Origin of the sequence: Pseudonocardia sp. NPDC049154 (genome assembly GCF_040648315.1) — a bacterium.
Lineage (GTDB): Bacteria > Actinomycetota > Actinomycetes > Mycobacteriales > Pseudonocardiaceae > Pseudonocardia.
In genome coordinates, this window is record NZ_JBEZDN010000183.1 from 1 (window position 1) to 12,052 (window position 12,052).

General features: G+C 75.0%; 14 protein-coding genes. 12 read left to right on the forward strand and 2 right to left on the reverse strand.

The genetic code is table 11. The features are described 5' to 3' along the window. The 3 genes from AB0B41_RS40690 to AB0B41_RS40700 form a co-directional block, all read left to right on the forward strand. Window positions 1-1,269 (forward strand): FAD-binding protein (locus AB0B41_RS40690; protein ID WP_358212374.1); only part of this gene is annotated, 1,269 nt, incomplete at its 5' end. Between the two features lie 47 nt (window positions 1,270-1,316). Further along, a complete protein-coding gene (gene nadC / locus AB0B41_RS40695) occupies window positions 1,317-2,156 on the forward strand; it encodes a carboxylating nicotinate-nucleotide diphosphorylase (protein WP_358212386.1) in 840 nt (279 codons plus the stop codon). A 52-nt stretch (window positions 2,157-2,208) separates the two neighbouring features. Then, window positions 2,209-3,369: a glycosyltransferase gene (locus AB0B41_RS40700; RefSeq protein WP_358212375.1), complete on the forward strand. Its 1,161-nt coding sequence runs from the start codon at window positions 2,209-2,211 to the stop codon at window positions 3,367-3,369. A gap of 7 nt (window positions 3,370-3,376) precedes the next feature. On the opposite strand, the gene AB0B41_RS40705 is transcribed toward AB0B41_RS40700, so the two are convergent. Further along, window positions 3,377-3,790 (reverse strand): hypothetical protein, encoded by a 414-nt coding sequence (locus tag AB0B41_RS40705; RefSeq protein WP_358212376.1) that lies wholly within the window; start codon window positions 3,788-3,790, stop codon window positions 3,377-3,379. Window positions 3,791-3,799: 9 nt separating this feature from the next. Then, the gene (locus AB0B41_RS40710) at window positions 3,800-4,954 is read right to left on the reverse strand and encodes a winged helix DNA-binding domain-containing protein (protein WP_358212377.1); all 1,155 of its coding nucleotides are present in this window, start codon (window positions 4,952-4,954) and stop codon (window positions 3,800-3,802) included. 88 nt (window positions 4,955-5,042) lie between these two features. Here AB0B41_RS40710 and hisD point away from each other — a divergent pair, with 88 nt between their 5' ends. The 9 genes from hisD (at window position 5,043) to hisI (ending at window position 12,014) form a co-directional block, all read left to right on the forward strand. Beyond that, window positions 5,043-6,389, forward strand: a complete 1,347-nt coding sequence (gene hisD, locus AB0B41_RS40715; RefSeq protein WP_358212378.1) for a histidinol dehydrogenase — start codon at window positions 5,043-5,045, stop codon at window positions 6,387-6,389. Next, complete coding sequence (locus tag AB0B41_RS40720; RefSeq protein ID WP_358212379.1) at window positions 6,386-7,498, forward strand: histidinol-phosphate transaminase; 1,113 nt, start codon at window positions 6,386-6,388, stop codon at window positions 7,496-7,498. The genes hisD and AB0B41_RS40720 overlap by 4 nt, the downstream gene beginning before the upstream one ends. Further along, complete coding sequence (gene hisB / locus AB0B41_RS40725; RefSeq protein WP_358212380.1) at window positions 7,495-8,094, forward strand: imidazoleglycerol-phosphate dehydratase HisB; 600 nt, start codon at window positions 7,495-7,497, stop codon at window positions 8,092-8,094. The genes AB0B41_RS40720 and hisB overlap by 4 nt, the downstream gene beginning before the upstream one ends. A 33-nt stretch (window positions 8,095-8,127) precedes the next feature. Further along, complete coding sequence (locus AB0B41_RS40730; RefSeq protein ID WP_358212381.1) at window positions 8,128-9,021, forward strand: LysR substrate-binding domain-containing protein; 894 nt, start codon at window positions 8,128-8,130, stop codon at window positions 9,019-9,021. A gap of 31 nt (window positions 9,022-9,052) precedes the next feature. Next, complete coding sequence (gene hisH / locus AB0B41_RS40735) at window positions 9,053-9,688, forward strand: imidazole glycerol phosphate synthase subunit HisH (protein WP_358212382.1); 636 nt, start codon at window positions 9,053-9,055, stop codon at window positions 9,686-9,688. A gap of 177 nt (window positions 9,689-9,865) precedes the next feature. After that, a complete protein-coding gene (locus AB0B41_RS40740; RefSeq protein ID WP_358212383.1) occupies window positions 9,866-10,069 on the forward strand; it encodes a hypothetical protein in 204 nt (67 codons plus the stop codon). A 75-nt stretch (window positions 10,070-10,144) separates the two neighbouring features. Beyond that, complete coding sequence (gene priA, locus AB0B41_RS40745) at window positions 10,145-10,870, forward strand: bifunctional 1-(5-phosphoribosyl)-5-((5-phosphoribosylamino)methylideneamino)imidazole-4-carboxamide isomerase/phosphoribosylanthranilate isomerase PriA (protein WP_358212384.1); 726 nt, start codon at window positions 10,145-10,147, stop codon at window positions 10,868-10,870. Then, a complete protein-coding gene (gene hisF / locus AB0B41_RS40750) occupies window positions 10,870-11,640 on the forward strand; it encodes an imidazole glycerol phosphate synthase subunit HisF (RefSeq protein ID WP_358212385.1) in 771 nt (256 codons plus the stop codon). The genes priA and hisF overlap by 1 nt, the downstream gene beginning before the upstream one ends. A gap of 32 nt (window positions 11,641-11,672) precedes the next feature. Then, entirely contained in the window at window positions 11,673-12,014 is a 342-nt protein-coding gene (gene hisI / locus AB0B41_RS40755; protein ID WP_358212387.1) for a phosphoribosyl-AMP cyclohydrolase, read from the forward strand. Window positions 12,015-12,052: the final 38 nt, after the last annotated feature.

Consider the following 12,052-nt stretch of genomic DNA (forward strand, 5'->3'; position numbering starts at 1 on the left):
TGGCCGACGCCGTGTTCGATCATGCCGACGGCCAGCAGCTCCGAGTCGGCGGCCGCCTTCCGCGTGGTGCACGCGGGCGGCGACGCCACCGGCGCGGAGATCGAGCGGGCGCTGGTCGAGGCCGCCCGGTCGCTCACGATCCTCACCGGGCACGTGGCCGTCGACGCCCTGAAGGACGCGTCCGGCCGCGTGGCCGGGCTCGCCGTGCTCGACGACGCCGGCCGCCCCGGCGTCCTGCGCGCCCCGGCCGTGCTCCTGGCCACCGGCGGGTACGGGCAGCTCTACGCGAGCACCACCAACCCCGGGACCTCGACGGGCGACGGCGTGGCGCTGGCCCTGCGCGCCGGGGCCGCCGCGGCCGACCTGGAGTTCGTGCAGTTCCACCCGACCGTGCTCTACACCGGGCCCGCGGTCGGCCGCCGCCCGCTGGTCACCGAGGCGGTCCGCGGCGAGGGCGCGGTCCTGCGGGACCGGGCCGGCACCCGGTTCATGGTCGGCCGGCACCCGCTCGCCGACCTCGCCCCGCGGGACGTCGTGGCCGCCGCGATCACCCGCCGGATGGCCGAGACCGGCGCGGACTGCATGTACCTCGACGCCACCGAGCTGGAGGGCTTCGCGGCCCGGTTCCCCACGGTGTACGCGTCGTGCCGCGAGGCCGGCATCGACCCCACCCGCGAGCCGATCCCGGTCACCCCGGCGGCGCACTACGCGTGCGGCGGAGTGGTCGCCGACATCGACGGCCGCACCGCGGTCCCGGGCCTGTACGCCGCCGGCGAGGTGGCGCGCACCGGCCTGCACGGGGCGAACCGGCTGGCGTCGAACTCCCTGCTCGAGGGGCTCGTGGTGGGCGAACGCACGGTCCGGGCCGTGGTCGAGGACCTGGCCCAGCCGCGAACGGCGGCGCCCGAGCTGATCGCACCGGCGCCCGCGGTGGGCGTGGCCGACCGGGGCGTGGTCCAGCGCGCGATGAGCGCCTACGCCGCCATCGGCCGGGACGCGACGGGCCTGGCCACGGCGTCGGACCTCGTCGAGCGGGCCACGCTGCTGGCCACCCCGCTCGACCGCGCCGGGGTGGAGGACGCGGCGCTGACGCTGCTCGCGCAGGCCGTGCTCGCGGCCGCAGGCAACCGCCGGGAGAGCCGCGGCTGCCACGTCCGCACCGACTTCCCCGACCGCGACGACATGTGGCAGAAGGAGTCCCTGCTCGTGACCCTCGACGACGGCGGCCGCCCGGTCGTCGGCACGGACGCGCTGGCGGGTGCGGCGTGAGCACTGTGAACACGGCGATCGCCGCGGGCGTCGGCGGGGCCACCGAGATCGGCGTGCCGGACCCCGAGGACCTGGCCCGCGTCGTGCGCACCGCGCTCGACGAGGACCTCCGCTACGGGCCCGACGCCACCACGGCCGCCACCGTGCCGGCCGACGCGGTGGCTGTCGGATCCTTCACACCGCGCAAGGCCGGGGTGCTGTCCGGCGTCCCGGTCGCGAAGGCCGTGCTGGACCTGGTCGTGCCGGAGTGGGAGCTGCTCGCCGAGCTCCCGGACGGATCCCGGTTGACGCCGGGCGAGCCCGCGCTCGTCGTCCGGGCGCCGGTCCGGGCGCTGCTCACGGCCGAGCGCACCGCGCTCAACCTGCTCTGCCACCTGTCCGGGGTGGCGACGGCGACCGCGCAGTGGGTCGACGCCGTCGCGGGCACCCGGGCGCGGATCCGGGACACCCGCAAGACGCTCCCGGGGCTGCGGCTGCTGGAGAAGTACGCCGTGCGCTGCGGCGGGGGCGTGAACCACCGGCTCGGGCTCGGCGACGCGATCCTGATCAAGGACAACCACGTGGCCGCGGCGGGCTCGGTGTCCGCCGCGCTGCGGGCCGCGCGGGAGCGGGCGCCGGAGCTGCCCTGCGAGGTCGAGGTGGACTCGCTCCCGCAGCTCGACGAGGTGCTGGAGCTGGGGGCGGAGCTGGTCCTGCTGGACAACTTCGGCCCGGAGCAGACGGCCGAGGCCGTGCGCCGTCGTGGTTCCCGCCCGACCCTGCTCGAGTCCAGCGGCGGGCTGCTCCTCGCGAACGCCCGCGAGTACGCCGAGACCGGGGTGGACTTCATCTCGGTCGGCGCCCTGACCCACTCGGTGACCGCGCTGGACCTCGGGCTCGACCTGTAGGCGCGTATCGCGCGACGGCCGCGGACGCTCTTCCCGGGCGGAGGTGGTCGCCGTGCGGATCCTCGTCGCCTCGTGGCCGGGCTTCGGCCACCTGCTGCCGATGGTGCCCCTGATCCGGGCCGCGCAGCGCGCCGGGGCGGAGATCGTGGTGTCGACGGGCGCCGATCTCGCGCCGACGGCCGCGCGGCTCGGCGTCCGCGTGCACCGCTCGGGGGCGACGCTGGCCGAGTCGTTCGCCCGGCTGAACGGGGTGACGTTCGGCGATCTCCCGCCGGACGAGCGGCCCCTGGTCGCCGCGCGGCACTTCTTCGGCGCGGGTGCGGTCGACCGCGCCCGGGACATCGGGGTTCTCCTGGACGGGTGGCGGCCCGACCTGGTCGTGCACGACACGCTGGAGCTGGGGTCGACGGTCGCCGCGGCGGCGCACGGCGTCCCGCACGTCACCCACGGGTACGGGCCGACGGTGCCCGAGACCGCGCGCTTCGGTCGGACGATCGGCGAGACCCTCGCCGCGTCGGGGCTGCCCGACCCGATCGCGGCCGTGTTCGCCGCTCCCTACCTGGACCCGTGCCCGCCGGGCCTGCGCGGCCCGGAACCGAACCCGTGGACGGACCTGCGGCCGGTGCGGCCCACCGCCGGTGAGGTCGGCGAGCCCGATCGCGACCTCGCCGCCGCCCTCGACGCCCTGCCCCACGAGGACACCGTCTACGTGACCCTCGGGACGGTCACGAACCGCGCCCCGGAGATCTTCCGCGCGGTGCTGGAGGGGTGCGTGCGCCGGGCGGTGAACGTCGTGGTGACGACCGGGCCGGACGTCGACCCCGCCGGGCTCGGACCGCAGCCGTCCGGGGTCCTCGCGGCGCGGTACCTGCCGCAGGCGCTGGTGCTCCCGCGCTGCCGCGCGGTGGTGTCGCACGCCGGTGCCGGAACCATGATCGGCGCGGTCTGCCACGGCCTGCCGCAGCTGTGCCTGCCCCAGGGCACCGACCAGCCTTCGAACACCGCGGCACTGCTGCCGACCGGCGCGGGCCTGGCCCTGGAACCCGGCGAGGTCACACCCGACGCGATCGCCACGGCGTTGGGACGCCTGCTCGGCGAGCCCTCCTTCCGGCGGGCGGCGCAGCGGCTCGCGGCGGAGGTCGCCGCGATGCCCGTCGCGGACGAGGTCCTCGCCGAGGTGGTGCAGGAGGTCGCCGGAGCGGCGGCGGGCTAGGCCCGGCCTAGTAGGGGGCGAGCTCGAGGACGGGGCGGCCGGACTCCGCGGCGTCCCGGGCGAAGGCGGCGAGGTCGGAGAGGATCTCGCCGAGCGCGTCGGGCTCGTCGTGCGCGATGGCCTCCGACCAGGCGGCCATCACCGGCGGCGCCGTCCGCGGGGTCATCTCGGCCAGGGCCTCGATCGCGGCCGCCGGCACCCGGGTCACGATCATCCCGGCGTCGACCTCGACGGCGAGCAGACCGGCGGGGCTGCGGGGGTCGGCGGGCCCGGCCTCGGTGAGCGCCGCGTACAGGGAGGCCAGTTCGCTGCGCCGCAACGGGATCGACAGGTGGGGCCAGTCGTCGAAGGGGTGCTCGCCGGACGCCACCGAGGCCACCGCGTCGGCCTCGTGCTCACCGGCCAGGAACCAGTCGCTCACCTCGCGAACCTAGGCCAGCAGCTCGGCCGCCATCGGGGCGGGGAAGCGGACGGTGAACCGGACCTCGCCGAGCAGGGTCTCCAGGGCGTGGGCGGCGGCGTCGACCTGCGCACGGGCCTCGGCCCCGACGTCGGCGAGCAGCTTCAGCGCGATCGTCCCGTCCTTGCGCTGCACCCACCCGCCGACGATCGCGCCGTCGACCCAGATCGTGGGACCGCCGTTGCCGTTGCGGTCGAACAGGTGCGGCGTGAGCGCGGGGTCCAGGTAGTGGTCGCGCTGCTTCCAGCCCATGGTCGTGGGATCGAGGCCCGGGAGGAGCGCGACCGAAGGCTGCGGCTCGACCGCGTCCAGGTCGTCGGGCAGCACGAAGCCCGCGTCGGTCTCGACCGCGCCGACGTCCGCGAGCGCGGCCTTCGTGGTCGCGACGGTCCAGCCGGCCCACCACTTGAGGTCGTCGCGGGTCGCCGGTCCGAACGCACGCAGGTAGGCGCGGGCGAGCCCGGCCGCGGCCTCCCGCTTGGGCAGCGGCTCGCCGAGCCCGCCGGGCACCCACGCGTCGGCCGCGGCCCAGCGGTACTGGCCGTTGATCCAGGTGCCGGTGGGCCGGGCGCGGAGGACCTCGCCGTCGAACCCCATGACCAGCAGGACCCGGGAGTGCAACGACTGCGTGGTCGCCTCGATCGGGACCGGCGTGGTGAGCTCCGGGAGCCGCAGCCCGATCTCGCGGGCGGGCAGGGGGCCCTCGGCGAGCAGCAGCTCCCGGATCCGGCCCCGGGCGTCGGCGACGGTGGCGTCGGGATCCGCGTACCCGCCGGCGGTCAGCTGCTTGTGGAGGTTGCGGCGCTGCACGGCGGCGACGTCGACGGTCACGGCGTGGTGCGCGAGCCGGGCGTGGTGCGGGCCGAAGACCCACAGCGTTCGGCGCATGGCGTGGTGCCGGAGCAGGCTGCGCTCCTCGTACAGCGCCCGCTCCACCGCGGCCCGGTCCGGGTCCGCCATCCGCACCGCGGCCGACAGGTACACCGTGACGGGATCGGTGGAGTGCAGCCCGACCAGGTCGTCGACGATCCGCGGCACGTCGTCGGTACGGGTCGCGGGGGCCAGCCGGTGCCGCGCGACGAGCCGCGCCCGCCGCTGCGCCGTCGGGATCGAGGGGAGCGCCACGAGGCAAGTGTGCTCGTGCGCGGTAAGTGGTGCTCCGGCACCACTTACCGCGCACGGGCGGCGGAGCCGCACGACGTACCCTGGACGCATGGTCCGCCCACTCCTGCGCCGCCTCGACCTGCGCCCCGAACCGCTGCCGCGACCCGCCGTGCTGCGGGGGATGCTGCCGCGCGCGGAGATCGACGTCGACGCGGCGCTCGAGGCGGTCCGGCCGATCGTCGAGTCGGTGCGCGAGCGGGGCGTCGAGGCCGTGCTGGAGGTCACCGAGCGGTTCGACAAGGTCCGTCCGGCCTCGGTCCGGGTACCCGTCGCGGAGCTCGAGAAGGCCCTGGCGAACCTCGACCCCGCGGTGCGCGAGGCGCTGGAGACCTCGATCGGGCGCGCCCGGAAGGTGCACGAGGAGCAGCGCAGGTCCGACGTCGTCACCCGGGTCGTGCCGGGCGGCACCGTCACCGAGCGGTTCGTCCCGGTCCGCCGGGTCGGGCTGTACGCGCCGGGCGGGCTCGCGGTGTACCCGTCGTCCGTGATCATGAACGTGGTCCCGGCGCAGGCCGCGGGCGTCGAGTCGCTGGTGGTGGCCTCCCCGCCGCAGGCGGAGAACGGCGGCCTCCCGCACCCCACGATCCTGGCCGCGGCCGCGCTCCTCGGCGTCGACGAGGTGTGGGCGGTCGGCGGTGCACAGTGCGTCGCGCTGCTGGCCTACGGCGGCACCGACACGGACGGCGCCGACCTCGAGCCGGTCGACATGGTCACCGGCCCGGGCAACATCTACCTGACCGCCGCCAAGCGCATGCTCCGCGGCCTGGTCGGGATCGACGCCGAGGCCGGCACCACCGAGATCGCGATCCTGGCGGACGGCGGGGCGGACCCCGGGCACGTCGCCGCGGACCTGATCTCGCAGGCCGAGCACGACCCGAATGCGGCGTCGGTGCTGGTCACGGACTCGGACGCGCTCGCCGACGCGGTGGACGCCGAGCTGGAGAAGCAGGTCGCCGCGACCAAGCACACCGAGCGCATCCGCACGGCGCTGTCCGGCCCGCAGTCGGGCACGATCCTCGTGCGGGACGTCGCCGACGGCATCGCGGTCGTCGACGCCTACGCCGCCGAGCACCTCGAGGTCCAGACCGCCGACGCCCGCTCCGTGGGCGCCCGGGTCCGCAACGCGGGTGCGATCTTCATCGGCCCCTACGCCCCGGTCTCGCTCGGCGACTACTGCGCCGGCTCGAACCACGTGCTGCCCACCGGCGGCTGCGCGCGGCACTCCGGCGGGCTCTCCACCAGCACGTTCCTCCGGGGCGTGCACGTGGTCGAGTACACGGAGGAGGCGCTGCGCGAGGTGGCGGACCAGGTCGTCGCGCTCGCCACCGCCGAGGACCTGCCCGCGCACGGCCAGGCCGTCACCGCCCGTTTCGGCTCCGCGGGGGCCGGCCGGTGACCGCCCCGGGATCGGAGGTCCGCCTGGAGGACCTGCCGCTGCGGGAGTCGTTGCGCGGCAAGTCGCCCTACGGCGCCCCGCAGCTCGACGTGGCCGTCCGGCTCAACACCAACGAGAACCCGTACCCGCCGCCGCCCGAGCTGGTCGCCGACGTGACGGCCGCCTGCGAGGAGGCCGCGCAGACCCTGCACCGCTACCCGGACCGGGACGCGATCGCGCTGCGCGAGGACCTCGCGGCGTACCTGACCCGGCAGACCGGGGTGCGGCTCGGCGTCGAGAACCTCTGGGCCGCCAACGGGTCCAACGAGATCCTCCAGCAGGTGCTGCAGGCCTTCGGCGGACCCGGCCGGACCGCGCTCGGGTTCGTGCCGAGCTACTCGATGCACCCGATCATCAGCTCGGGCACCCAGACCGAGTGGGTCGAGATCCCGCGCACCGCGGACTTCTCGGTCGACGTCGATGCCGCGCAGCTCCTGCTCAAGGAGAAGGCGCCGGACGTCACGTTCCTGACCAGCCCCAACAACCCCACCGGGCAGTCGTTGGACCCTGCGGACCTCGCGCTGCTGATCGACGCGGCGCCGGGCATCGTCGTGGTCGACGAGGCGTACGCCGAGTTCTCCGCGCACCCCAGTGCGACCACGCTGCTGGCCACGCACGGGCACAAGCTGATCGTCTCGCGGACGATGAGCAAGGCCTTCGCCTTCGCCGGCGGCCGGCTGGGCTACCTGGCCGCCGCGCCCGCCGTCGTCGACGCGCTGCAGCTCGTCCGGCTGCCCTACCACTTGTCGGTGCTCACCCAGGCCGCCGCGCGGGCGGCGCTGCGGCACGCCGACGCCACGCTCGGCTCGGTGGCGCTGCTGGCCGCCGAGCGGGACCGGATCGTGCCGGAGCTGCAGGCCCTGGGCTACGACTGCGTCCCCAGCGACGCCAACTTCGTGCTGTTCGGCCGGTTCGCCGACGCCCCGCGGGCGTGGCGGGCGTTCCTCGACCGCGGCGTGCTGATCCGGGACGTCGGGATCCCGGAGCGGCTGCGGGTCACGATCGGCACCCCCGAGGAGAACGACGCGTTCCTGGCCGCGGCCGGGGACGTGGTGGAGGAGATCGCATGAGCCGGATCGGCCGCGTCGAGCGGGTCACCAAGGAGTCCAAGGTCCTCGTCGAGATCGACCTCGACGGCACCGGGCGGACGAGCATCTCCACCGGTGTCCCGTTCTTCGACCACATGCTCGACGCGCTGGGCAAGCACGGCGCGTTCGACCTCACCGTGCAGGCCGAGGGCGACGTGCACCTCGACGCCCACCACACCGTCGAGGACACCGCGATTGTGCTCGGTCAGGCGCTGCGCCAGGCGCTGGGGGACAAGAAGGGCATCCGGCGCTTCGGCGACGCCTGGATCCCGATGGACGAGGCGCTCGCGCACGCCGTCGTCGACGTCTCCGGGCGGCCGTACACGGTGCACTCCGGCGAGCCCGACGTCATGCAGGGCTTCGTGGTGGGCGGGCACTACCCGACGGTGCTGAACCGGCACGTCTTCGAGTCGCTGGCCTTCCACGGCCACCTCGCGCTGCACGTCCGGGTGCTCGACGGCCGGGACCCGCACCACATCACCGAGGCCGAGTTCAAGGCGATCGCCCGCGCGCTGCGGGCCGCCACCGAGCCCGACGAGCGGATCACCGGCATCGCCTCGACCAAGGGCACGCTCTAGGAAGTTCCGCCGTCACCCACCAGGATGGGTGCGATGGACGCCCGGCACCTCCGTTACTTCCTGGCCGTGGTCGACCACGGTGGGTTCCACCGCGCGGCCGAGGCACTGTCGGTCGGGCAACCCACGCTGACCCAGGCGGTCGCGGCGCTCGAGCGCGAGCTGCACACCGCGTTGTTCCACCACGTCGGGGCGGACGTCGTGCTCACCGAGGCCGGCCGCGCGCTCGTCGGGCCGGCCCGCGAGGTCGGGCACGGGCTGGAGCTGGCCCGCGCGTCCGTCGAGGCCGTCGAGGGGCTGCGGGCGGGGCGGGTGGAGATCGTCGCGACGCCCTCGCAGGCGGTGTCGCCGCTGGCCGGGACCATCGCCCGGTTCTGCGCGGTTCACCCGGGGGTGCGGGTGGTGGTGCGGGCCGCGTTCACCGCGGACGAGGTCATCGCGACCGTCGGCTCCGGGGCCACCGAGCTCGGCCTGCTCGCCACCGCGCGGCCCATCCACGCGACCGGGCTGGACCTGCATCCCGTCGCGCGGCAGCGGTTCGTGCTCCTCACGGCCCCCGAGTCGACCCTCGCCGGGCCGGTGCGGCCGGACCAGCTCCGCGGCTGCCGGCTGATCGCGGGGCCGCCCGGCACCGCCATGCGGTCCGTGGTCGACGGCCTCGCGCGGCACGGGGCCGAGGTCGCGGCGGAGTGCGAGCACCGGGAGGCGATGCTGCCGCTGGTGCTCGGCGGGGTCGGGATGGCGGTGCTGCCCGACTCGTGGCGCGAGCTCGCGGAGCGGGCCGGCGCCCGCGTCGTCGAGCTGGAGCCGCCGGCGTACCTGGACATCGCCTACGTCAGCCGCACCGGCGCGGTCACCGCGGCCGCCCGCGCGTTCCTCGAACAGGCCACCCTGGCGCACCACCGGCCCGCGCCCGTCGACGCGTGCTGACCCCGCCGCGGCGGTCCGTACACTCGGGGGCGTGTCGCGGATCGTCGTGCTGGACTACGGATCGGGGAACCTGCGATCGGCCGAGCGCGCGCTGCGGCGGGTCGGGGCGGACGTCACCGTCACCTCCGACTTCGACGCCGCCTGCGAGGCCGACGGGCTGGTCGTCCCCGGCGTCGGTGCCTTCGCGCACTGCATGGAGGGCCTCCACGCGGTGCGGGGCCCGCAGATCATCGGCCGGCGTCTGGCCGGTGGTCGCCCGGTGCTCGGGATCTGCGTCGGCATGCAGGTGATGTTCGACCGCGGCGTCGAGTTCGGCGTGGAGGCCGACGGGTGCGGGCAGTGGCCGGGCACCGTCGAGCGGCTGAAGGCGGACGTGCTGCCGCACATGGGCTGGAACACGGTGCGCGCCCCCGCGGGGTCCACCTTGTTCAACGGCCTCGACGCCGACACCCGCTTCTACTTCGTGCACTCCTTCGCCGCCCGCCGGTGGGAGCTGGAGGAGTCGCACGCGATCCGGCCGCCGCTGGTCACCTGGGCCAACCACGGCGAGGACTTCGTCGCCGCCGTCGAGAACGGGCCGCTCGCCGCCACCCAGTTCCACCCGGAGAAGTCCGGCGACGCGGGCGCGCAGGTGCTCGCGAACTGGCTGCGCGACGTGGTCGGCTGAGGCCCGTGGCCACCCCGCGGCGGAGGACGACGAGCCAGAAGCGCACGCCCCCCGGCGCACGACCACGGGGCAGTCCCCAGGCGCCGACCCCGCCTGACGCTCCCAGCGGTACCCGACGGCGGGTATCAGCGGGGTATCCGCTGCCCTCCTCCTCCGCGTACTGACCGCAAGATCGCCGTGCTGCAGAAGGGCCCCGTCCAGGCCCTGTACCAGTGCACCGGGGAAGAGGTGTCCCAGCCGACCGGCAAGAACTTCTGGTGGGTCAAGGTGCTGATTCCGCAGTCCGACGGCGCCGGCTGGGTCAGCGCCACCAACATCAAGGAGAGCGGCGAGAACCTGCCGGTCAAGGACGTGCCGAAGCGCCCGACCACGTTCTGCTGAGCGCTCCGGCCGTCCCCGGGCGCTCCTCCGTCCGGGGGCGGACGGCCGCCGAGCCGCGGTGGGTAGGCTCGTGCGGTGAGTTTCACGCTTCTTCCCGCTGTGGACGTCGCCGACGGGCAGGCCGTGCGCCTGGTCCAGGGCGAGGCCGGCACCGAGACCTCCTACGGCGCGCCGCGTGAGGCGGCGCTGAAGTGGCAGGAGGACGGCGCCGAGTGGATCCATCTCGTCGACCTCGACGCGGCGTTCGGCAAGGGCTCGAACGCGGAGCTCCTGGCCGCCGTCGTCGGTGAGCTGGACGTCAAGGTGGAGCTGTCCGGCGGGATCCGGGACGACGAGTCGCTCGCCCGCGCCCTGGCCACCGGCTGCGCCCGGGTCAACCTCGGCACCGCTGCGCTGGAGAACCCGGAGTGGTGCGCGAAGGTCTGCGCCGAGCACGGCGAGAAGATCGCCGTGGGGCTGGACGTGAAGATCAAGGACGGGCAGCACCGGCTCGCCGCCCGCGGCTGGACGCAGGACGGCGGCGACCTCTGGGAGACCCTGGCGCGCATGGACCGCGACGGGGTGTCGCGGTACATCGTCACGGACGTCTCCAAGGACGGGACGCTGCAGGGGCCGAACATCGAGCTGCTCACGCAGGTCGCGGCGAAGACCCCGGCGCCGGTCGTCGCGTCGGGCGGGATCTCCGAGATCAAGGACCTGGTCGCGCTGGCCGAGACCGGCGTGATCGAGGGTTCGATCGTGGGCAAGGCCCTGTACGCCGGGCGGTTCACGCTGCCCGAGGCCCTCGCGGCGGTCCGCTAGTGGGCGTCGCGGTCCGCGTCATCCCCTGCCTGGACGTCGACGCCGGGCGGGTGGTGAAGGGCGTCAACTTCAAGGAGCTCCGCGACGCCGGCGACCCGGTCGAGATGGCCGCCGTCTACGACGCCGAGGGCGCCGACGAGCTCACGTTCCTGGACGTCACGGCGTCGTCGGGGGAGCGGGCGACGATGGTCGACGTGGTCCGCCGCACCGCCGAGCAGGTCTTCATCCCGCTCACCGTCGGGGGCGGCATCCGCACGCCCGACGACGTCGACCGCATGCTGCGCGCGGGTGCGGACAAGGTGAGCGTCAACACCGCCGCCATCGCGCGGCCGGAGCTGCTGGGTGAGATGGCGCGGCGCTTCGGCTCGCAGTGCATCGTGCTGTCGGTCGACGCGAGGCGCGTCGTCGACGGGCCCCCCACGCCGTCGACCTTCGAGGTCACCACGCACGGCGGCCGCACGGGCACCGGGATCGACGCGGTCGAGTGGGCCGCGCGTGGCCAGGAGCTCGGCGTCGGCGAGATCCTGCTCAACTCGATGGACGCCGACGGCACCCGCGCCGGCTTCGACCTCGAGCTGATCGAGAAGGTGCGCCGCGTGGTCGACGTTCCGGTGATCGCCTCGGGCGGCGCGGGCGCGCTGGAACACTTCCCGCCGGCGATCCGCGCCGGTGCGGACGCCGTGCTCGCCGCCAGCGTGTTCCACTTCGGGCAGCTGCGGATCGGCGAGGTCAAGGACGTGCTGCGCGCCGACCACGTGGAGATCCGGTGAGCGAGCTCGCGCCTTCGGCAGGGCACCGGGTCCTGGAGTCCGCGCTCGACCCGGCGATCGCGCAGCGGCTCAAGCGCGACGCCGACGGCCTGGTGTGTGCGGTCGTGCAGCAGCGCGGCACCAACGAGGTGCTGATGGTCGCGTGGATGGACGACGAGGCGTTGCACCGCACCCTCACCACGCGCCGCGGCACGTACTGGTCGCGCTCGCGGCAGGACTACTGGGTCAAGGGCGAGACCTCGGGGCACGTCCAGCAGGTCCACGAGGTCCGGCTGGACTGCGACGGCGACACCCTGCTCGTCGTCGTCGACCAGGAGGGCGCGGCCTGCCACACCGGCGACCACACCTGTTTCGACGCCGACCGCCTTCTCTGACCGCTGTGAGTGGCGATAGTCGCTATAGCGACTAACGC